The 20,982-nt window shown below is 57.3% G+C and carries 17 protein-coding genes; 13 read left to right on the forward strand and 4 right to left on the reverse strand.

Translation table 11 applies throughout. From position 1 onward, the window contains the following. Positions 1–121: 121 nt before the first annotated feature. From OHL19_RS13450 to OHL19_RS13480, 7 genes are all read left to right on the forward strand, one after another. Positions 122–1,507, forward strand: coding sequence for an ABC transporter ATP-binding protein (locus OHL19_RS13450; RefSeq protein ID WP_263358213.1), 1,386 nt, complete (start codon positions 122–124; stop codon positions 1,505–1,507). Then, entirely contained in the window at positions 1,504–3,261 is a 1,758-nt protein-coding gene (locus OHL19_RS13455; protein WP_263358214.1) for an ABC transporter permease, read from the forward strand. Before OHL19_RS13450 ends, OHL19_RS13455 begins: the two co-directional genes overlap by 4 nt. A gap of 12 nt (positions 3,262–3,273) precedes the next feature. After that, positions 3,274–3,645, forward strand: coding sequence for an MmcQ/YjbR family DNA-binding protein (locus OHL19_RS13460; RefSeq protein ID WP_263358215.1), 372 nt, complete (start codon positions 3,274–3,276; stop codon positions 3,643–3,645). 69 nt (positions 3,646–3,714) lie between these two features. Further along, positions 3,715–4,371 carry a TetR/AcrR family transcriptional regulator gene (locus OHL19_RS13465; RefSeq protein WP_263358216.1) on the forward strand — a complete coding sequence of 219 codons (657 nt, stop codon included), beginning with the start codon at positions 3,715–3,717 and terminating at the stop codon, positions 4,369–4,371. A 115-nt stretch (positions 4,372–4,486) separates the two neighbouring features. Further along, positions 4,487–6,121 (forward strand): DHA2 family efflux MFS transporter permease subunit, encoded by a 1,635-nt coding sequence (locus OHL19_RS13470; protein ID WP_263358217.1) that lies wholly within the window; start codon positions 4,487–4,489, stop codon positions 6,119–6,121. Positions 6,122–6,236: 115 nt separating this feature from the next. Next, positions 6,237–6,731 carry a DinB family protein gene (locus tag OHL19_RS13475; protein ID WP_263358218.1) on the forward strand — a complete coding sequence of 165 codons (495 nt, stop codon included), beginning with the start codon at positions 6,237–6,239 and terminating at the stop codon, positions 6,729–6,731. Between the two features lie 149 nt (positions 6,732–6,880). Further along, positions 6,881–7,936, forward strand: a complete 1,056-nt coding sequence (locus OHL19_RS13480; RefSeq protein ID WP_263358219.1) for a Gfo/Idh/MocA family oxidoreductase — start codon at positions 6,881–6,883, stop codon at positions 7,934–7,936. A 76-nt stretch (positions 7,937–8,012) separates the two neighbouring features. On the opposite strand, the gene OHL19_RS13485 is transcribed toward OHL19_RS13480, so the two are convergent. Further along, complete coding sequence (locus OHL19_RS13485; protein ID WP_263358220.1) at positions 8,013–8,855, reverse strand: prolipoprotein diacylglyceryl transferase; 843 nt, start codon at positions 8,853–8,855, stop codon at positions 8,013–8,015. Positions 8,856–8,960: 105 nt separating this feature from the next. Between OHL19_RS13485 and hpt the strand changes: the two genes are divergently transcribed. From hpt to aroA, 4 genes are all read left to right on the forward strand, one after another. Beyond that, positions 8,961–9,506 carry a hypoxanthine phosphoribosyltransferase gene (hpt, locus tag OHL19_RS13490; protein ID WP_263358221.1) on the forward strand — a complete coding sequence of 182 codons (546 nt, stop codon included), beginning with the start codon at positions 8,961–8,963 and terminating at the stop codon, positions 9,504–9,506. 65 nt (positions 9,507–9,571) lie between these two features. After that, positions 9,572–10,342, forward strand: a complete 771-nt coding sequence (deoC, locus tag OHL19_RS13495; RefSeq protein ID WP_263358222.1) for a deoxyribose-phosphate aldolase — start codon at positions 9,572–9,574, stop codon at positions 10,340–10,342. Between the two features lie 164 nt (positions 10,343–10,506). Further along, positions 10,507–12,354 (forward strand): GAF domain-containing SpoIIE family protein phosphatase, encoded by a 1,848-nt coding sequence (locus OHL19_RS13500; RefSeq protein WP_263358223.1) that lies wholly within the window; start codon positions 10,507–10,509, stop codon positions 12,352–12,354. Positions 12,355–12,453: 99 nt separating this feature from the next. Beyond that, a complete protein-coding gene (gene aroA / locus OHL19_RS13505) occupies positions 12,454–13,755 on the forward strand; it encodes a 3-phosphoshikimate 1-carboxyvinyltransferase (RefSeq protein ID WP_263358224.1) in 1,302 nt (433 codons plus the stop codon). A 79-nt stretch (positions 13,756–13,834) separates the two neighbouring features. On the opposite strand, the gene OHL19_RS13510 is transcribed toward aroA, so the two are convergent. Continuing rightward, a complete protein-coding gene (locus OHL19_RS13510) occupies positions 13,835–16,027 on the reverse strand; it encodes a TolC family protein (RefSeq protein ID WP_263358225.1) in 2,193 nt (730 codons plus the stop codon). Positions 16,028–16,363: 336 nt separating this feature from the next. Between OHL19_RS13510 and truA the strand changes: the two genes are divergently transcribed. Together truA and OHL19_RS13520 are read left to right on the forward strand one after the other, a co-directional pair. After that, complete coding sequence (gene truA, locus OHL19_RS13515) at positions 16,364–17,158, forward strand: tRNA pseudouridine(38-40) synthase TruA (RefSeq protein ID WP_263358226.1); 795 nt, start codon at positions 16,364–16,366, stop codon at positions 17,156–17,158. 26 nt (positions 17,159–17,184) lie between these two features. Further along, on the forward strand, positions 17,185–18,465 hold the full coding sequence (locus tag OHL19_RS13520; RefSeq protein ID WP_263358227.1) for a M20/M25/M40 family metallo-hydrolase: 1,281 nt from the start codon (positions 17,185–17,187) through the stop codon (positions 18,463–18,465). 54 nt (positions 18,466–18,519) lie between these two features. Here OHL19_RS13520 and OHL19_RS13525 read toward each other — a convergent pair whose 3' ends face one another. Next, positions 18,520–19,458 carry an ABC transporter permease gene (locus OHL19_RS13525; protein WP_263358228.1) on the reverse strand — a complete coding sequence of 313 codons (939 nt, stop codon included), beginning with the start codon at positions 19,456–19,458 and terminating at the stop codon, positions 18,520–18,522. Between the two features lie 24 nt (positions 19,459–19,482). Next, positions 19,483–20,835, reverse strand: a complete 1,353-nt coding sequence (locus OHL19_RS13530) for a hemolysin family protein (protein ID WP_263358229.1) — start codon at positions 20,833–20,835, stop codon at positions 19,483–19,485. Positions 20,836–20,982: the final 147 nt, after the last annotated feature.

Consider the following 20,982-nt stretch of genomic DNA (forward strand, 5'->3'; position numbering starts at 1 on the left):
AAACCTTATAACATGAGTTGTAACCATTCATCGTTCTGCAACTCATCTGCAATAAACTAATTGGAACCCTTAAACACGTCACAGGCAGAGCCTTGACACACTGAATTCCGGAGACTGTCTGATGCAGGAAGCTGCCAACAACAGCACGAGCCAGGTCAGTACGAGCCAGGTCAGCCCGATCATTCGCGCCGAGCAGATCGAAAAGTACTACGCCCAGCCGAGCCAGAATCGTATCCAGGTCATCTCTCCGACGGATCTCTCAATCGTCCCCGGCGAAATCCTCGCCCTGCTTGGCCCTTCAGGCTCCGGCAAATCGACCATGCTGCGTATGCTCACCGGCCTCTCCAAACCCAGCGCAGGCCAGGTCTACTGGCATGAAAAGCCTATCGCCGACGCTGAAATCAACGTCTCCATCGTCTTCCAGAGCTTCGCCCTGTTTCCATGGCTGACCGTACTCGAGAACGTCGAAGCTCCCCTGCAGGCCCGGGGCGTTGAGCCCGAGGCGCGCCGCGAACGCAGCCTGCGCATGTTGGACACAGTCGGTCTGGACGGATTCCAGGCAGCATTCCCCAAGGAGCTCTCCGGCGGCATGCGGCAGCGTGTCGGCTTTGCCCGCGCCCTGGTTGTCGAACCAGAAGTGCTCTTCATGGACGAGCCGTTCTCAGCGCTCGATGTCCTGACCGCCGAGAACCTGCGCAGCGAACTCCTGGAACTATGGGCCAAGAAGACCATGCCCACCAAGGCCGTCTTCATCGTCACCCACAACATTGAGGAAGCTGTCCTGCTCGCCGACCGCATCATCGTGCTCGGGCGTAACCCAGGTCACATTCGGACAGACTTCAAAGTACAACTGCAGCACCCGCGTGATCGGAAATCCGAGCCCTTCACCCACCTCGTTGATTACATCTACAAGGTTCTCACCCGGCCTGAAGTCGTCCCGGCCGCACCCGATCAGACTACCGGCAAACCAGTCCGCGACCAGCGTCAGATGCACTACCAGATGCTGCCTCACGCGCGGCCCGGAGGCGTCGCCGGTCTGCTCGAACTTCTGCTCGACAAAGGTGGCAAGGACGATATCTATCGCCTGGCCGACGATCTGGCCTTCGAGATCGACGACCTGCTGCCCATCGTCGACGCCGCCCAATTACTCGGATTTCTCAAGATCGAAGAAGGCGACGCCGCCATCACTCCCACCGGATCGGCCTACGCCAATTCAGAAATTCTCCACCAGAAAGAGCTCTTCCGCGTGGCGGCGACAGAGCATGTACTGCTCCTGCGCCAGATTCGCCGCGCCCTCGATACCAAGAGCGACCACACCGTTCCAGAGGAATTCTTCCTCGACATGCTCGACGAGCAGTTCAGCGCCGATGAAAGCCAGCGCCAGGTAGAAACCGCCGTCAACTGGGGCCGCTATGCAGAGCTCTTCGACTTCGACGCCTCTCGTCGGCGCTTCATCCTGCCCGAGCCGCAGGAAGAGGTAGTTGCCAGCGAAGAGGGTGCTGAATGAAACTTCAGAGCCCGCTCCAGCACCCGTTCGCCCGGTCGCTGGTCACCGTTCGGACATGGCCCGTCGTCATCGACGTGGGCATCGCCGCCTGCGGGCTGGCCATCTTCTTCGCCATCGTCCACACCGGCGCCTATTGGCTGGGCGCGCCAGTCCCGGTCGTTCCAATCTCCCACTCAATTCACGCTTTGCCCGTGTACGCCTTTTACTCGGTCGTACGCATCGGAATCGCGTACCTGCTGAGCTTGGCTTTCGCCATCACCTATGGCTACACCGCCGCCTACAACCCTCGTGTTGAAGGCTGGATGGTCGCCACCCTGGATATTCTCCAGTCCATCCCCGTACTCAGCTTTCTGCCTCCGGTTGTCCTGGCAATGGTCGCCCTGATCCCCGGCCATCAACTCGGCATTGAACTCGGCGTCATCCTGCTGATCTTCACCGGCCAGGTCTGGAATCTGGCGTTCAGCTTCTACTCCTCCTTGAAAAATATCCCCAAGGAAATGCTGGAAGCATCGCGCATCTATCGCTACTCTCCCTGGCAACGATTCTGGCAATTGGAGATGCCCAATGCCACCATCGGCCTGGTCTGGAACTCGATCGTATCCGTGGCAGGCGGCTGGTTTGCACTCATCGCCTGCGAGATGTTCACCATGGGCGACCGCAACTTCCAGCTTCCCGGCCTGGGTAGCTACCTCAAAACAGCGACAGACTCCGGAGACATCCGCGCCCTGGTCGCCGGAATCGTAGTTGTAATCCTGATCGTGATCGCCACCGACCAGTTACTCTGGCGGCCTCTTATTGCATGGAGCGACAAATTCAAGTTCGAGCAGGTTGAGTCGGCTGATCGCGTCACGTCTCCCATTCTTACCCTGCTGCAGCGCTCGACTCTTCTGAGTTCCATACCGGGCCGCGTTTGGACAAGCATCGAAGAACCCATCTACCGGCGCATGTCGAAGACCGCCTCCTGTCGTGTCGTACAGCCGTTGGATGAGGACGAAAGCAAACACAAGAACTCCATCGGCCTTTGGATTGTCGCGGCCGTCGCTCTGGCTCTCGTCGGCTGGGGAGCAGTCCAGGCCATCATCATGCTTCGGCAGATTACCTGGGCCGACCTGAAACTGCTGCTCGAAGGTGCAGGCGCAACCTTCCTTCGCGTCAACGCTTCCCTGCTGATCTCTGCCGCATGGACAATTCCCGTCGGCGTAGCCATTGGATTCAACCCCAAGCTGGCGCGGGTCGTACAGCCAGTCGCCCAGGTCATGGCGTCCGTCCCAGCCACCGCGTTTTTCCCAATCCTGCTCATCGGACTGGTCAAAATCGGCGGCGGCCTCGGCGTTGGATCCATCGCACTGATGCTTCTCGGTACCCAGTGGTATGTCCTGTTCAACGTGATCGCCGGAGCCATGTCCATCCCCTCAGACCTGCGCGAAGCTGCCTCGCTCTATCGCTTCACCCGCTGGCAACGCTGGACCACCCTGATCCTGCCCGGCATATTCCCCTACCTCATTACCGGCATGGTCACTGCCTCCGGTGGCGCATGGAACGCCTCGGTCTTCGCCGAGTATTCCAAGCTGAACGACCATACCCTTTCCACAATCGGGCTAGGCGCGCAGATTCAAGCTGCTACCGACAGCAATCACCTGCCAATTTTGCTACTGGCTACGATCCTGATTTCGCTCATGGTGGTCAGCATGAACCGGCTGGTCTGGCGCCGCCTCTATCGCCTGGCCGAAACCAAATACAAACTGCTCGGCTAAACTAGTCTGAGTATGTCCCCAGAAATCACCATCGCTGAAGATGAAATCGGCCGGGTTCGCAGATGCGCGTTGGCGCTCCCCGGCACCTCAGAAAAACTCTCCCACGGCGAGCCCACCTTTTTTGTTCAAAAACGCGTTTTCGTAATGGTGGCCAACAACCATCACAGCGATGGCCACACCGCCATCTGGATTCCAGCGATACGCGGCGCTCAGGAAGCAATGATTGCCGAGGCTCCCGGAACATACTTCAAGCCTCCGTATGTCGGAGTCAAAGGTTGGGTAGGGGTTGAACTACCCAAGGTCAGCGACGAAGTCCTCGGTGAACTTATTCGTCGAGCCTGGCGGTTGACCGCACCAAGAGCACTGCTGCGCGCTAACCCCTGATTCCGCAAAAACAGGCCGGTGCTATAATTTGAGACCGGACGGTTTCTTCTACTGTCCGCAGGTCTGATTATGAATACAGTTAAGTCCAAAGGCGAGGAAACCCGCCAGCGCATCATCGCTGAAGCCGCTCCCCTCTTCAATAAACGCGGCTACGAAGGCTGCTCCATCCAGGACATCATGAGCGCGACCGGTCTTGAAAAGGGCGGCATCTACCGCCATTTCGAGAGCAAAGAAGAGCTGGCCGCCGAGGCATTCGACTACGCCTGGACCTACGCCACAGCCAAGCGGCGTCAGAATCTGGATATGATTCCCGACCAGGTCGATCGCATCAAGCAACATGTCGCCAACTTCACAACTCGAAGTGGCATGCCCGGCGGATGTCCGCTGCTCAATACCGCCGTCGACTCCGATAATGGCAACCCGGTTCTGCGCGAACGAGTCTGCAAGGCGCTTCGCAACTGGCAATCGTTTTTGCAAAACGTCCTCGCGGAAGGCATTCTGGCCGGGACAGTTCGTGCAGACGTGAATCCTGCACAAGTTGCAAACCACATCATCGGCGCACTGGAAGGCGCGATGCTCATCAGTCGAATCGAGCACAACGATCAGGCATTGCACCATACGGTTGAATATCTGAACCGGTATCTCGAATCGGAAGTCCGCCAATCGCAAACGAAACCTGCCCGCAAAACAAAGAACTCAACCAATGAGATGCCTCTGCTTTTCTAATCTCTCGTAGGCTATTGCCTCACCGGTGACATTTCACCCTTTCTTTTCTTGCATCTTATTGCGACCAATTGGTCTCAAATAATGAGCAGCTTCAAGCAAAAGGAATTGTCGCTTCATGGCCGCAGCCAATGTACTTCCGGCACCACAATCCGGCGTTTCAGGCATAGTGTCAAGAGCCAGAAAGCCTATCAATCCGTGGGTTGTAGCGCTGACGGTAACGCTGGCTACGTTCATGGAACTCCTCGATACTTCAATCGCGAACGTCTCGCTACCCTACATTGCTGGAGGCCTCGGCCGCAGCTTTGACGAGGTAACCTGGATCCTGACGACATACCTTGTGGCGAACGCGGTCATCCTGCCGATGAGCGCGTTCTTCAGCCGTGTCTTCGGGCGAAAAAATTACTACATGGGCTGCGTCGCGCTGTTCACCATCACTTCGCTATTTTGCGGACTGGCGCCCAGCCTGGGAGTGCTGCTGATCAGCCGCGTACTCCAGGGAATTGGCGGCGGCGGGCTGGCACCGGTCGAGCAATCGATCCTGGTTGACACTTTTTCGCCAGCGAAACGAGCCTCAGCTTTTGCACTTTATACCATCGCAATTGTGACCGCCCCGGCTATTGGTCCCGTGCTCGGCGGCTGGATCACGGATAACTACAACTGGCGCTGGGTGTTTCTGATCAATCTGCCCATCGGAATCCTCTCACTATTTCTGACCAGCCGCTTCGTGCACGACCCACCGGCTTTTGAGGCCGAGCGTAAGAAGGCGCGCGAATCCGGTGGTCTGCGCATCGATACAATCGGCATTCTGCTGGTTGGAGTTGGCTCAGCAACATTGGAGCTTTTCCTGGATCGCGGCCAGATCGACGACTGGTTTGGCAGTCCGTTCATTTCGTGGATGTTCGCCATCTCGATCGCCTGCTGGGCTCTCGCCATCTATTGGGAGCTGACGCATGACGATCCAATCATCGACCTGCGCCTGCTGGCCAATCGGAACTTCGCCATCGCGACAGCGTTCTACTTCATCTTCGGTGTGGGACTGTTCGCCACCACAACGATGATCCCGCAGATTTTGCAATCGCTTTACGGCTATCGGGCAATCGATGCCGGATTGGTCCTTGGACCGGGAGCCTTTGTAATTACGCTGCTCGCTCCGGTAGGTGCCCAGTTGATTCAGCGTGGGCTTGTCCGTCCCAAAGTGCTGCTCATCTTCAGCCTGCTGGTCGTGACCGGCGCGATGATGAACTACAGCGGGTTTACCTTGCAGACGGACTACAATCACTACGCCCTGGCACGCTGCCTGCAAGGATTTGGCTATGCCTTCTTTTTCGTGCCGATTTCGGTAATCGCCTACTCTCAGCTCAGGCCAGACCAGAACAATCGCGCATCGAGTCTCACTAACCTCTTCCGCAACTGGGGCGGCAGCTTTGGCATCGCGCTGGTCACTGCCCTTAGCGAGCGTCGTCAGAACTTCCACCAGTCCGTTGTCGGCGGCAATCTGCCTGGCTCTAACGGCAGCCTGCAGCAGTCGGTGAAATCAATGTCCGCTTACCTTGCGGCCCACGGTTACTCCACGGCAGATTCGACGCGCGCAGCCTACCTTCACTACTACACCGAGTTGGGCAACCAGACGCGACTGCTCGGCTTTATGGACTGCTTCCGCGTGATCGGCTGGCTGACGTTTGCAATGATTCCGGTAGCGCTTTGCATCCGTGCCTTTAAGGTCGGAGGCAAGGCTCCGGCTGGGCACTAAGTTCGACATCGCTGTTCGACATCGCGAAGCTGGCGTATTTTTGATTCGAGAAAGTCTTCCACGCATCCAAGGAAGGACTCACCCAAATTTCCAGGACCAGGAAAGACTTTCTCGAATGACTACTGAACTCTCCAATGAACAGATTTTTGTCAAAACAGCCATCACCGCCTGGGAACAATGGGCGGCCCGTGCGACAAAGTTTTTCAATTCCTTAAGCGATGAGCAGATGCTGCAGGAGATCGCACCCGGCAAGAACCGCGCCATCTACCTGTTCGGCCATCTTCTCGTTGTGGATGACGCGATCATTCCACAGTTACGCCTGGGCGAGGCTCGTTTCGAATCCTTACGTGAAACGTTTGTGAAGCAGCCTGATGGCGCAGTTACCGATCTGCCTTCCATCGGGGAGCTGCGTCAGGGCTGGAAAGATACGCACGCTGAACTGACTGAGCTGCTCTCAAAGCTGACACCCTCGGAATGGCTGGAGCGCCACTCAGCCGTATCCGAAGAAGATTTCGCCAAAGAACCTCATCGCAACCGACTGGCCATTTTGCTGAGCAGAACCAGCCATCTCTCCTACCACGTCGGGCAATTGCTCCTACTTAAGAAATAACTTTAAGTATTAGCCTCAAGCATCTCATTCCAAAATCACAGGCTGTGGACTTTCGATATCGTCCCAGCCTGTGGAAAATCTACAGACCCATATAAAGCCCGAACTGCTAGACTCGGATGCAAGTTGGAGCAACCGGAGGCAGTGGGCAAATGATTCGTGTGGGGTTGGTTGGATTCGGCATGGCCGGGAAAGTCTTCCACGCGCCAATGATCACAGCAGTCGATGGACTGGAGCTGGCAGCAGTCGTTGAGCGGCATACCCGCAACGCCGAGCTGATGTATCCCGACATCACAACCTACACATCCCTCGAAGCCATGCTGGCCGACACCACGCTTGAGCTGATCGTCGTCGCCACCCCCAATACGCTTCACGTTCCTCAGGCCCACGAAGCACTCGCCGCAGGCCGACATGTCGTAGTGGACAAGCCGGTTGGGATTACTCCCGCAGAAATCGCCGATCTCATCGCCCATGCGAAAGAGGTCGGAAGATACGTCATGCCATACCATAACCGTCGCTGGGACAACGGTTTCCGGACACTTAAGAAGCTTTTACATGAAGAGAGACTGGGCGAGATTGTCTCTTTTGAAGCCACCTTCGATCGCTGGCGTCCACTTCCCCGAGGAAGTGCCTGGCGTGAGACCGCTGGGCCCGGAAGTGGCATTCTGTTAGACCTTGGAACTCACCTTGTAGATGAAGCTCTACAGTTATTTGGCCTGCCCCTCTCTGTCAGTGCCGAGGTAATCTGTGAACGCCCCTGGGCTGTGGCCAATGACTCATTCACAGTTCGCCTGAGATATTCGCACATGACGGCGACGCTGACAGCGAATTGCCTGGCAGCGATGCCCCGGCCACATTACAACGTGCGTGGAACCAGGGGTGGATATCTGAAATGGGGGCTGGATCCCCAGGAAGCACGGCTGAAGGAAATCTTCCGTATCGAGGAACCGGGCTGGGGCGTAGAACCATCCTCGGGCTGGGGCACTCTGGCCATCGATGTGGATGGCAACATGGTCAGCCAGCCGATCGAACCGATTCCCGGGGACTACAGGCTGTACTACTCCGGAGCGCGCGATGCAATTATCGGCAAAGCAGCCCCGCCAGTGGAGGCAATCGACGCTCTTCGCGCAGCTAAAGTTCTGGATTGGGCCGAACAAAGCTCGACGGAACATCGCGAGATTGTCTGCGATTGGGAGTCAACCAACTAGATCGTTCAAACAGGCCAAACTTAATAGCCAGGCCCGAGAATCAGACCTGGCTATTAAGTTTGGCTGTTAAATTTGGCTAAGCCACTTTGGCGATTCGAGCGGAATCTTCCGGGCTTCGCTTGGCCCTGGATGCGGCGTACCACATTAGGAGCAGACCCGCGGCAACCGACCCCAGGCTGGCCAACTGCGCATTCGATAACCCAATTATTATCTTAGGATTACGACGAATAAATTCAACCAGAAAGCGAGCTGCTCCAGTCAACAGCAAGTACTCTCCGACAATTGCACCTGTCCCAAGCGACCGTCCGGTCTTTTTGCCTGCGCGATGCCAGAGCCACCACGCAATGAGCAGTCCTACGATCAGTTCATAAATAGGCGTGGGATGCACACGAACGCCCGGAGGAGTTGGCACGATTCCATCAGGGAAGCCGATAGCCCAGGGGAGATTGCTCGGAATTCCATAGTCGCCATCGCCCGAGGTGAAGCAGCCGATGCGGCCCATCGCATACCCGACAGCAGCCGCCGGGGCTGCGAGATCCAGAGTACGAAGACCGCCAAGGCCAGCAGACCGGCCTTGCAGGATGAGGGCCACGATACCAGCCACCAGGCCACCAAACCAGGCGAATCCTCCTGTGGACCAGAGAACCGACCAGCCATCCAATTGAAACTCCTGTGGAGAATCAAGCACATGCCAGAGCTTGGCTCCGATGATGCCGGCGACGACGGTCATGGCGACAATGCCCAGAGCGTCCGCGTCGATATGTTCGCGGCGAAAGCTCAGGTGCATGACGATGGCGCCGCAGACGGTAGCAACCCAGAGCATCAGGCCAAAGGTGGGCACGTTCCACGGACCGACCGGAATCAGTCGACCGCCAAAGTGAAGAACAAAATGAATTCCAATGTGTATGTAGGGCAGCATCGCTATTCAGAGTATAGACGGGGATCGGCCTGACTCTGTCACGCGTCGACAGGCAAGATGATCCCGGGTTGGCTACCGGGCGTGTCACGGGTGATACTACTTGACATGGCTAACCCTACCTACCAGGGCCTTGAGGTCCTCTATACCCGTGAGCAGATTGCCGAGCGGGTGCGTCAGATTGGTGAGCAGATCACAAAAGATCTTGCCGGAGAAAAGTTGGTCATGGTGGGAGTGCTGAAAGGCGCGGCCCCGTTTTTAGCTGACCTGGCTCGTGCAGTCACTGTGGACACTACATTCGATTTCGTTGCCGTTTCAAGCTATGGGAAAAGCAACCGCACCTCAGGCGCGGTAAAGCTCATCAAAGATCTGGACGAGCCGGTTGAGGGCAAGAATGTTCTTGTTGTAGAAGACATACTCGACACCGGTTTGACGCTGACCTATTTGCGCAAAATCTTCCTTCAGCACCATCCAAAAAGTTTGAGGATCGCAGCACTGCTCGATAAGCCCTCAAGACGCATCGAAAAGATAGAGGCCGATTATATTGGTTTCTCTATCCCGAACCTGTTCGTGGTCGGGTACGGAATGGATTATGCGGAACGCTACCGCAATCTCCCCGATATCTGTCTTATGCCCCCAGGCGCACCGGAATAGCGATATACTCCTGTTCCGGTGCGAAGAATAACCTCAGGCAAGCTGGAACCCCAGGAGTATCAAAGATGTCTACCTTGACCCAAATGACCGATCCCCTCGTCCGGGATATTGATCTCGATTTTGATAACGGCTACTTTGACGCCGCAGGTTTTGCCGCGGAAGCATTGTCTGGCCCACTTCCCCTGGCTGCGGTGATCGACCACACACTGCTGAAGCCGGAAGCGACTCGCACTCAGGTTGAAAATCTATGCGACGAAGCCATCCGGTATCGCTTCGCCTGCGCCATGGTGAACCCGGTCTGGGTTTCGACCGCCGCTTCCCTGCTCGCTGGAACCGGCGTTCCCGTCGGAGTGGTTATCGGCTTCCCGTTAGGTGCAACGCTTGCTTCAACCCTGCGCCATGAGGCAGCGTCCCTGGCTCGGCTCGGTGCGAAAGAGCTGGACATGGTCATCTCCATTGGGCAGTTGAAGAGCGGTGAACATGCTGCCGTCGAGCGAACGATCAGAGGAGTAGCCGAGGTCGTCCACGATCATGGAGCGCTGCTCAAGGTCATTTTGGAAACATGCCTTCTCTCGGTTGAAGAAAAGCTTCGCGCTTCGGAGATTGCCATCCAGGCGGGCACAGATTTTCTCAAGACCTCTACCGGCTTCTCTACCGGCGGAGCAACCGCGGCCGACGTAGCTCTGCTGCGTGGAGTCGCCGGTGCGCGATCCGGAGTGAAAGCCTCAGGCGGCATTCGTACGCTGGCCGATGTCCGCACCATGCTTGAAGCAGGAGCCAACCGTATCGGAGCATCCGCCTCTGTGGCTATCGTCCGCGAATTGGGCGCCGAATAGCCTCATCGAAATCAGGAACTGTTCCCTGTGCCCGGTTTTCGAATTGAAACCGGGCGCAACCTTGTGCGAACCACGCAGATGTAAACCACAAACGTGCAAACCACGAACATACAAACCCAGAAGTCGAATCTATCTTCGACCACATTCCGATACAATCACACCCAATGCTGAAAAAGCTGCCACCCCCCGCTTCACCATCGGAACCAGCGCCCGAGAGCATCCCCGACTCCGAGCTGGAGGGGGATTATCGTCCGCCAGTCGGCACCGGCACCTATCTGGATCCGATCAACGCCCGCGTGGAGCCCGGCGACTACAGCTACCTGCTCCGGCTCTCAGAAGCACTGAACACAACGCTCGACCTGCGCACCCTGCTGAATCGAACTTCGGAGCTCGTTCGCGTCGTGATTCAGTACCGCATCTTTGCCATTCTGCTGGTCGACGAACGCAGCCAGGAGCTGCGGATGCGCTTTCAGATCGGCCACACGCCAGAGATTGAGCGGCTTCGCATTCCCATCGGAGAAGGCGTGGTCGGTCAGGTCGCCAAGACCAGGCAGGCTATCCTGCTGAACGATGTTGCAAATGCCGAGAACTATATTGCGGCAAACGAAGCGGTGCGCAGCGAACTCGCCGTGCCCCTCATCAACAAGAACAAGCTGATCGGTGTGCTGGATATTGAGAGCGAGCAGGCTGGCTATTTCCGCCCCGAGCATCTGCACCTGCTCACACTAACGGCGTCGCGCATCGCTCAGTCGATCCAGAATGCGCGCCTCTATTCCCGCGTGACACGGCAGGCGCAGGCGCTTGAGGTGTTGAACGAGATCGCGGTGGAGCTGACATCCATCCTCGACCTCGACCAGCTTTTTGAACGCATCGGTCAACTGCTGCGGCGTTTGATCGATTACCAGATGTTTTCAATCATGCTGATCGACTCCACCGGGCAACGGCTCGTAACTCGCTACACCTGGCGGTTTGGGCATGCAAGCACGCCCTCGCGCTGGCTGCCGGTTGAGACGGGGATAGTGGGCGCGGCGGTGCGCGAGTGGCGCCTGATCAATGTTCCCGACGTGAGTGAAGATCCCCGCTACCACATGATGAATCCCGAGACACGCTCGGAGATGGTGGTGCCGCTCTTCTATAAGAATCGCGTGATCGGCGTTCTCGACCTTGAGCACGTGCGCACCGGCTATTTTCAGGAGCGCCACGAGCGTACGCTGATCACCCTGGCCGCGCAGATAGCCATTGCGATTGAGAACGCGCGGTTATACCAGCAGGTTGTGCGGCACGAACAGCAATTGGAACGCGATCTGTCGATGGCCCGACAGGTGCAGTTGCGCCTGTTACCGGCAGCATGTCCCATTCACGTGCATGGCGAATTTGCCGCCAAATTCCTGCCCGCGCGTGCAATCGGCGGAGACATGTACGACTTTGTCGAGTATGACTCGAATAATTCCGCTATCGTACTGGGCGACGTCAGCGGCAAAGCTGCTCCGGCAGCGCTGTTCGCAGCCCTGGTCAGCGGCATCATGCGCTCGGCTGCCGTACAGAAGCCTGCCCCGGCGGAGATGCTGCGCCTGCTGAATGACGCTCTACAGGAGCGCAGGCTCGATTCGCAGTATGTAACGATGCTGTACTGCGTTTGGAACGATGATAACCAGACGCTCCAGGTCGCAAACGCCGGGGCTGTACCGCCGATTTTCTGTCGCGGCGGCGAAATCACCACCCTCAAGGCGGAAGGCTTCCCGTTGGGCATGTTTCCGGACACCGAATACGAGGAGTTTTCCGTGGCTACGCAGCCTGGCGATGCTTTCGTTTTCGTCTCAGATGGCATAACGGACGCGGAAAATGCCCAGGGCGAGATGTACGGCACCGAGAGGCTGACCTCGATACTCTGCGGCCATCGCGAGCTTCCGGCCGGCGCAATTGCCGACGCGATCTTCGCGGATGTTGCCCGTTTTCAAGCCGGTCAGCCACGATTTGACGACGAAACCATCCTCGTCCTGCGCGTGCGATAAAAACTTTCGGCATAATCTCCGACGAGCTTTCATATGGCTGTGGCCCATCTCCCCGGCCTGGTTCGATAGACTCTAAGAGAGATCAATTTCGGAGTATCTGTGCACACCGTTTCTGAAGAACGCCTCATCCGCCCCGCCAAAAATATTTACGGCAGTCTTCGCCTTCCTGGCGATAAATCTATCAGTCACCGCTACGGCATGCTGGGCTCTTTTGCCGAGGGCACTTCGCGCTTCTCCAACTTTTCCACAGGAGCTGACTGCGCATCCACCCTCGCCTGCATGGAAGCCCTGGGAGCCAAGGTCACTCGCACCGAAGACGGTATAGTGGAAGTCACCGGCGTCGGCGGCGTTGTGAAGCAACCTGCCGGACCGCTCGATTGCGGCAACTCAGGTTCGACCATGCGTATGATTTCCGGATTGCTGGCCGCGCAGCAGGGCGAGTTCACGCTTATCGGCGACGATTCCCTTTCCCGGCGACCGATGGAGCGCATCCGCAAGCCCTTGGAGAAGATGGGCGCACGGCTCACGCTTACGGAAGGCCATGCCCCAATCCATATTCTTGGCGGCCCGCTCCAGGCGATCGATTTCACCACGCCAGTGCCGAGCGCACAGGTGAAAACCTGCGTCCTGCTCGCCGGGCTGCAAACACCCGGTACAACAACCATTCGCGAGGATATCCGCACCCGCGACCATAGCGAACTGGCCCTGCGAGCCTTTGGAGCCAACGTTCATCGCACCTCCAACTCCGTCTCGATCACCGGACCGCAGACGCTCTCCGCGATTGAAGCAACCGTTCCCGGAGATATCTCCTCAGCGGCATTCTTTCTTTGCGCGGCTGCACTTTTTCCCGGCTCTCAACTGTTGCTCGACTCACTCGGCCTCAATCCAACGCGCGCCACTCTGCTGGATGTACTGACCTCTCTCGGGCTTCAGATCAGCGTACTCAATCTTGAAGACAAGCATTCGGAGTTGATTGGCACTGTGCAGGTCACTTCTCCTGCCGAAGGATTGGGCAGCACCTCGATATCCGGCTCGCTCGCGGCACAGCTCATCGACGAGCTTCCCGTGCTGGCGGCCATCGCTCCGTATACAAGCGGCGGCATCCGCATTCGCGATGCACAGGAGCTGCGCGTCAAGGAGTCCGATCGCATCGCGCTGGTCGTTCAGAACCTGAAGGCAATGGGCGCTGAAGTCATCGAGTACGAGGACGGCATGGATGTACCCGGCGGACAGAAGCTGCATGGAGCGACGATTGAGTCCGGCGGCGACCACCGCATTGCGATGGCCTTCAGCGTAGCCGCACTGCGCGCCGAGGGAGACACACTCATTCGCGGTTCGGAATCGGCGGCGATCAGCTTCCCTGAGTTCTTTGATCTGCTCGACTTCGTTGCAGAACGGTAGAATTTTGCCGCGTTAAAAACTGAAATCAAAAAGCCCGATGCTCCAATGGAGGATCGGGCTTTTTGATTCTGTAGCGAGGCTATTTCTGAGGCGGCGGAGTCTGCTGCATCGTCGGCCCCTTGGGGATTTCCTGTTGCTGCTGTTGCTGCTGATTCGCATCCGGAACCGTAGGCTCCTTGCTCTGCTTCGCTGGCTCAAGTCCCGGAATGAGCGGAACTTCTTTCACGACGCCCGTCGCCGCATCTTCAAGGCTGATGCCATAGTGTTGCAGCGTGGTGGCAAGCAATTGATAGAGGCTGGCGCGATCCTTCGCGTAAGCTGCCTTGGCTGCGATCAGGCTATTCTCGGCCGTCGCCACATTGCGTGACTGCTGCAACACCAGCGCGGTTGTGGAAGCGCCAAGATGCAGCTTCTTCTGCTCAGCGTCGAGACTCTGCGCATTGAACTTCTGTGAGGCCTCGGCGGCGAGAACTGCGGCACGATCGTTCGTCAGCGCGAACTGCTGGTTGACCACCTGCATCTTGATCTCGGTATAGAGCTGCTCAAGCCGCAACTGCGCCTGGCGATATTCAATCAACGAACGAGCCCGATCTGCCTGTGCCGTCCTGTTGCGCAGCGGGATATTCACGTTGAAGCCAGCACCTTTGTCCGGAGCCGAGCTATTGAACAGGTTCTGAAATACCGAACTGTAGTTGACGGTCGGAAAGGATCCCGGGACGTACGGCTTGCCCGTGTTGAAGTCCAATGCATCGGGACTCTGAGCGCCACCGAGCGCACTCGCTCCGTAGAACGCAAAACCATCCAGCACTGGCAGCAACCCGTTCTTCGCGCCGCGCAGTGTGATCTCATCTTTCTTGATGGAGAGCACGGCCTGCTCAAGTTCCGGTCGTTGTTTGAAAGCAATCTGCGCTAACTCATCCGCAGTTTGTTTCTCTTCCGGCAACTCTTCGAGGCTCACGCGATCCGTTGGGATAATCGGAGCAGCAAGCAACGCCTGGTCATTGAGATTACGCGCAATCGCCTGCTTGATGATTAATTGTTGATAGTTGAGATTGCTCTGTGAACTGATCAACGCCTGCTTGTCTGCCGCCACTGAAGAATCCGCAGTCACGACATCCAGCGGAGCCATGGTGCCGATTTCCAACTGCCTGCGATCGTCATCCGCAACCTTGGTGCTCTGCTCAAGCGCATGCTCTTTCGCCTGCAAATCCTCATAGGAACTTACGAGCGCCCAGTAGATGTTTTCTACCTGGTTGACGGTGTAGAGAATCTGCTGGCGGAAGGCCGAATCCGTAATGCGGCGATCGTAAATCGCCTCTTGAATGAAGCGCTTGTTGACCCAGATACCGCCGCCCTGCAATAAATGCTGCGTCAACAGAGCCTTGAAGCTCGATGTAAGATCCGGGCTGTAGTTGGCAAATGGATTGTTCGTAGTAATGCGGCTGTTGTTAAAACCGACCTGGAGTTGCGTACCAGTCACAAATCCCTGGTTGTATACGAAGTTGTATTGATCGGTATTCGTTGTAAGAGCCGCCAGACCACCGGAAAACAATGTGTTGGACTGCGGCGCCGAGGCACGCTCTAACTGGACGGTGCCAGTCACGTAGGGATCGAGATTTTCCGGAAGAGGCCCAGCACCGTCGGTTGAAACCACAAGGCCGGAACTACCAGTAGCCGCACCTGCCGAGGTGCCGCCAGGACCGCCGCCAACCGTTAACGTCTGCGAACTGCCACCCAGTGTGTTGGACACGATACCCGAATTGACGCCACGCAGGCTCGATCCGGATTTGGCACGCAACAGGTCTGTATCTGCAATGTCCAGGTTGTAGCGCGCAATTGCCAGATCGTAGTTGTTCTCAAGTGCCAGCGTAATGGCGTCGCTCAGGCTCAGGTAGATCTTGCCGTTCTTCACCAGATCGGTCAGACGAACGGAGTTCATGAAGCTGGCTGCCGGCACCTTCGTCGACTCAAAAATCCTCAGCGGGTTGGGATAAATCCCATGCGCCTTGCCGAAGTCTTTTTCGGTGTCGCGTAAAAACAGCGGCTCAGTAGGCGTAGGCGCTGGCTCGGATGGCAGCTCGTTCAGCACCTTGTTCCCAGCCTGAGGTGCAGTCTGCTGGGCAAATAGCTGTGGCGGCATCGCGGTTGTTAATCCCAGCAAAACCACCGCAGCAACACGCAGGCGGCCTGAGCTGTTGCCATGCTTACGAACGCGGTCATGGATCTCGTCGCTTTTCACTACTTCTGTGACACGATTCCCGTACAAATGCATGAATCCTCTCCACTCATCCTTGAGGCATGTGGGTTACCACTCAATCAAGACGCTATTACGCTCTTGCCTACTCATTCTCTCCGCCAAGATTCAGCCCGCGGTGAAGAAGCATCGGTTGGCCTGCTTTTGGTACGGAAGGGAATACGTCAATTGTATTGAATTCGTTCCCACGCTCATCAGCCGCCTGTTGGTCCCTGCGTTACACGTACCCATACGGTAACCCAATGCAGACTACGGCTCCCCCGGCACCCCTGAGTATATCCCGGCGCAGAAGCCTTCCAGACAACTCCACAGCTTGAAACTTCAGCCAGTTCAATAAGCTATGCTGTGGCAGCGATGCAGAACTGGAAGTTCACCCTTACATATGACGGCACGGCCTACCACGGCTGGCAAGTGCAGCCTGGCATCGAAACGATCCAGGGAGAGCTGCAGAGCGCTCTGCGGCGGGTGCTGGGGGCTGCATCGGGCGAAATGCCGCTGCCTCAAGGCTCTGGACGAACAGACGCCGGGGTTCACGCTCTGGGGCAGGTAGCCAGCGTTATGCTGGAGGCGCCAATCCCCGCGGAAAATCTCCAGCGTGCGCTCAACCGGACGCTGCCGCCTGCGATACGCATCCTCCGCGCCGAGCCGGTTCCACAGGACTTTCACGCGCGCCACTCCGCTATCGGAAAGACCTACGAGTACCGCATCTTTCGCGGGAGTTTGTGTTCGCCGTTTCTCGCTCGATACGTTCACCTGTGCGTCTGGAATCTGGATCTGGCGATTTTGCAACAAGCCGCGCAACAGGTAATTGGAGAACACGACTTCACCAGCCTCGCCGCTTCTGATCCCGATATGAGTAGCCGTGCTGAAGAAGATGAGGCTGCCGCCGACTCGAACGTGCGGGCTATCTTTTCCTCAGAATGGCGCGAAGAACCAGGCGACCTGCTTATCTATCATGTCCGAGGTAACGGATTCCTTCACCATATGGTGCGGAACCTGGTGGGGACGATGCTGGAGATTGCTCGGGGGCACTTCCCTGCGGATGCTATGCCGAAGATTCTCGCCGCCCAGACACGCTCCGCTGCCGGACCGACTGCGCCGGCGCGTGGGCTCTTCCTGCATTCTGTGGAATATCCACCGGGAGCTTAAGCGCCTTCCTGCTAACCTGAAACACTATGGTTTTGCTTAGCCGCAGTTCGGCTTTCTCCCGCGTAACGGCACTTGCTGAGCAAAGGCCTTTGCATGAGGCTTTTCGCTGGCTGCACTTGCATGGGCAGCAAATGCTGCATTGGCAGGCTGAGCTGGTCACCATTCCAGCACCGCCGTTTGGCGAAGAGATGCGCTCTCTCTGGATGGCGGAGCAGTTTCGATTGGCCGGACTCGGTTCGGTTGATATCGATGGACTGGGCAATGTTTTTGGCGAACTGGCTGGGGCTGATTCGGACGAAACCGAGGCTGGGCCAGTGGTCCTGCTGTCCGCTCATCTGGATACCGTTTTTCCCGCCGACACTCCGCTTAAACCATTGATAAACGGAGATTTGCTTGAGGCCCCAGGAGCCTGTGACAACGCCGCCGGAGTAATCGGAATGCTCGGGATTGCGCACGCCCTGGTGAAGGCGCAGATGCCATTGGGCGCGATGCTGGTTTTTGTCGGAAATGTGGGCGAAGAAGGCGAAGGCGACCTGCGTGGTGTGCGGGAGATTTATCAGCATTCGCGATATGCAGGGCGCATTGCAGCGCATGTCGTTTTGGATGGTGCCGGCGCTGAAACTGCCGTTACGCAGGCCTTGGGGAGCAAGCGCTTTCAGGTAACAATTACTGGGCCGGGCGGGCATAGTTTTACCGATTCAGGAACAGTTAACCCTATACCTACATTGGGCTTAGCACTTGCCAACCTGGCACAGACCACGGTACCCGATGAGCCTCGAACCACGCTGAATGTGGGCACAATTCAAGGTGGAACAAGCGTGAATACTATTCCCGAAATGGCTACTGCGGCGGTTGATTTCCGATCCACCGATATGCGGGAACTGGTGCGGCTCGAAGTAGCTTTGCATCGCGCCGTGGAGGATTCAGTTGATCTCGCGAATGGCCGTGCTGCTGCGCGAGAACTGAAGCGCGAAGGCGGTCGAGGGCGCAATCAACTTAGCTTTGCCATTGAAACAATTGGCGATAGACCCGCTGCGAACCTCCCACCGGATTCTCCGATATTGGAAGCGTTGCGGGCTGTGGATCGGCATCTTGGGCTGCGTACGGATCTGCGGCTTGGTTCCACAGATGCCAATATTCCATTGGCGCTGGGGATTCCGGCAGTTTCGCTCGGAGCTGGCGGCGACGGTGGCGGAGCGCATACGCGGGGAGAATGGTATTCGGCTGTGAACCGGGAATTAGGGTTGCGGCGGATACTTTTGCTGACGCTGGCAATGCTCGAATGGACCGGACAGTCAATCGGCTAATCATTCCCTGCCGGATTATTTACATTTACAACGCCTAAGACCGCCAAACATTCGCTAACTTCTCATGCGCGGGTTGACCCACCGATACGTAATGTCAGTTAGCAGGTTAACGAGAACGTAGGTCAGTCCAATCGCGAGCAGGCTTCCCTGCACCAGCGCGTAATCGCGGCCGGAGATGGCAGCGATTACCAGGCGTCCCAGGCCAGGCCAACTGAAGATGGTTTCGGTGACGATTGCTCCGGCGAGTAGAGCGCCGAATTGCAGGCCGACCACGGTCACGATTGGAACCAGTGCATTGGGCAGGGCATGGCGGTAAACTACCGCGGTTTCGGTCAGGCCTTTGGCGCGAGCGGTGCGGATGTAGTCCTGGTTGAGTTCTTCAAGCATGGCAGTGCGGACCATGCGGGTAAGGATGGCGGCAAGCGACACTCCCATCGCTATAGATGGCAGGACCAGATACGGCCAGCCATCGAAGCTCCATAGTGGCCCGGAGCCCGACCCTGAAACCGGCAGCCAGCCAAGTTTGATAGAAAACGTAAGAATCAGAATCGGCCCGAGCGCGAAGGCCGGAACAGACAGACCGAAGAGGCTGACGAGGCCTATGCCCTGATCCTGCCAGCGGCTACGGTAGACAGCAGCCATAACTCCCGCGGGGATGGCCAGCAGCAGCCCGAGAATCAGGGCGCTTATGGTCAGTTCAATGGTGTAGGGATAGCGGGTGGATATTAGGTGGACCACCGTGTCGTTGAGGCGGATAGAGCGACCCAGGTCTCCGTGGAGAACGTCGCGCCAGTAATGGATATATTGCGTGCTGAGCGGAAGATCCAGTCCGTATTGATGGCGCAGGGCTGAAAGATCAGACGCGGTTGCTCCCTCGCCGAGCATTTGCTGGACAGGATCGCCAGGGACCAAATGGATCAACAAAAAGACAAGCGAGACCACCAGCCATACGACTGGGAGGGTTAACAGGACGCGGATGAGAATAGACTTCATTGGTTAGCTTTTACGATAACGGTTTCAACCCTGGAGATCTTCTTCGACTGGTTCTACTCGGACTTGCTGGATGCGGCGGCCGTCCATCTCAGTCACTGTCATTTTTCGGCCTTCGAACATAATGCTTTCGCCGCCTCTTGGTATTTTTCCCAATCGCATCAGTAAGAAGCCGGCTAATGTTTCGACGCCGCCTTCGCGAGGCAGGTGCCATTGCATCTGGGTCTCCAAGTCGCGAAGGTTAACGCTGCCCTCCAGCAGTAAGGCACCTGACGCTGTCGTCAGGACGGGGCGAGCTGGGTCGTCGAATTCGTCATCGAGTTCGCCGGTTAGTTGTTCTATGGCGTCTTCTACTGTGACTAACCCCACGGTCGAGCCGTACTCGTCTACTACGATGGCCATCTGGCGGCGGCGTTGCTGGAAGTCCTGAATCAGGTCCAGAACTGTTTTGGTTTCAGGGACCATGAGGACGTCGCGCATCAACTGGCTGAGTCGCAGCTCTACAAAAGGAGCGGCGGCGGAGCGAGTGCCTGCGGTACGGCGAAAATGCATGAGTCGCGCCAGATCTTTGGCGTAGATGACGCCGATGATGTGTTCGGGGCCGCGGGTTTCGTCGTAGACGGGCACGCGAGAGTGTTGGTGATCGATCACAGCGGCGCTGGCTGCTTCGATGAGGGTATCCCCCGGCAGGGAGATGATCTTCTGGCGCGGGGTCATGATCTCGCGAATAGGCGTTTCGTCCAGTTCCAGAGCGCGATGGATGAGCCGCTCTTGAAACGCGGGAAGGACACCCATGCGACGTGCCGCAGTCGCGATGAGTTTGAGTTCTTCTGGAGAGTGGACCGCCGCCTCATGCGACATGGGCACCTGGAAGAGGTACAGCACAATGCGTGCGGAGCCTTGCAGGAGGCGTACAGCCGGGCGGGTGAGCGCCATGAAAAGCAGCATGGGCGCAGCTATGGCGATAGCCAGGTTTTCTGCGCGACGCAGGGCCAGAGATTTGGGAACGAGTTCGCCAAGCAGGACATGAAGGTACGTGATGAGGGCGAAGCCGATTACGACAGCCGTAACGTGTGCGAAGAGGACGGCATGCGGCAATCCCTGCATTAACGGATAGAGAATTTCCTCAGCTACGGGTTCGCCTATCCAACCGAGGGCCAGGCTGCAAAGCGTTACGCCGAGCTGACCTGCGGGGAGAAATCCGTCAAGATCCTGCTGAAGGCGGCGGACAGCGTTAGCTCCCGGTACGCGTGCGGCGATAAGCTGCTCAACACGGGTGTCGCGCATGGAGACAAGTGCAAACTCTGCGGCGACGAAGAAGCCATTGGCCAGGATGAGGATGGCGACGGCGACGATTTGGAGCAGCGGGAGACCGTGCATCACTCTCTCTTTCTGGCTGAGTTTAACAGTTGGTGTTGTTTTGAGAACAGATGCAGCGGCTTAACACCCCTTGGCGGCATAGCTGATTGGCGAGTCAGCTCGATTTGCGGCCCTAGGAATAAGCGCGGTGGAACCAAAAGCAGGGGG

Source organism: Acidicapsa ligni (assembly GCF_025685655.1).
Taxonomy (GTDB): domain Bacteria; phylum Acidobacteriota; class Terriglobia; order Terriglobales; family Acidobacteriaceae; genus Acidicapsa; species Acidicapsa ligni.

Excerpts from the sequence above, each read along its gene's own strand:
- hpt (WP_263358221.1), top strand. The coding sequence starts at position 8,961 with ATGGCTAACCCTACCTACCAGGGCCTTGAGGTCCTCTATACCCGTGAG.
- OHL19_RS13480 (WP_263358219.1), top strand. The coding sequence starts at position 6,881 with ATGATTCGTGTGGGGTTGGTTGGATTCGGCATGGCCGGGAAAGTCTTC.
- OHL19_RS13500 (WP_263358223.1), top strand. The coding sequence starts at position 10,507 with ATGCTGAAAAAGCTGCCACCCCCCGCTTCACCATCGGAACCAGCGCCC.
- OHL19_RS13450 (WP_263358213.1), top strand. The coding sequence starts at position 122 with ATGCAGGAAGCTGCCAACAACAGCACGAGCCAGGTCAGTACGAGCCAG.
- deoC (WP_263358222.1), top strand. The coding sequence starts at position 9,572 with ATGTCTACCTTGACCCAAATGACCGATCCCCTCGTCCGGGATATTGAT.
- OHL19_RS13525 (WP_263358228.1), bottom strand. The coding sequence starts at position 19,458 with ATGAAGTCTATTCTCATCCGCGTCCTGTTAACCCTCCCAGTCGTATGG.
- OHL19_RS13510 (WP_263358225.1), bottom strand. The coding sequence starts at position 16,027 with ATGCATTTGTACGGGAATCGTGTCACAGAAGTAGTGAAAAGCGACGAG.
- OHL19_RS13460 (WP_263358215.1), top strand. The coding sequence starts at position 3,274 with ATGTCCCCAGAAATCACCATCGCTGAAGATGAAATCGGCCGGGTTCGC.
- OHL19_RS13465 (WP_263358216.1), top strand. The coding sequence starts at position 3,715 with ATGAATACAGTTAAGTCCAAAGGCGAGGAAACCCGCCAGCGCATCATC.
- truA (WP_263358226.1), top strand. The coding sequence starts at position 16,364 with ATGCAGAACTGGAAGTTCACCCTTACATATGACGGCACGGCCTACCAC.
- OHL19_RS13485 (WP_263358220.1), bottom strand. The coding sequence starts at position 8,855 with ATGCTGCCCTACATACACATTGGAATTCATTTTGTTCTTCACTTTGGC.
- OHL19_RS13520 (WP_263358227.1), top strand. The coding sequence starts at position 17,185 with ATGGTTTTGCTTAGCCGCAGTTCGGCTTTCTCCCGCGTAACGGCACTT.
- OHL19_RS13455 (WP_263358214.1), top strand. The coding sequence starts at position 1,504 with ATGAAACTTCAGAGCCCGCTCCAGCACCCGTTCGCCCGGTCGCTGGTC.
- OHL19_RS13470 (WP_263358217.1), top strand. The coding sequence starts at position 4,487 with ATGGCCGCAGCCAATGTACTTCCGGCACCACAATCCGGCGTTTCAGGC.
- OHL19_RS13475 (WP_263358218.1), top strand. The coding sequence starts at position 6,237 with ATGACTACTGAACTCTCCAATGAACAGATTTTTGTCAAAACAGCCATC.
- OHL19_RS13530 (WP_263358229.1), bottom strand. The coding sequence starts at position 20,835 with ATGCACGGTCTCCCGCTGCTCCAAATCGTCGCCGTCGCCATCCTCATC.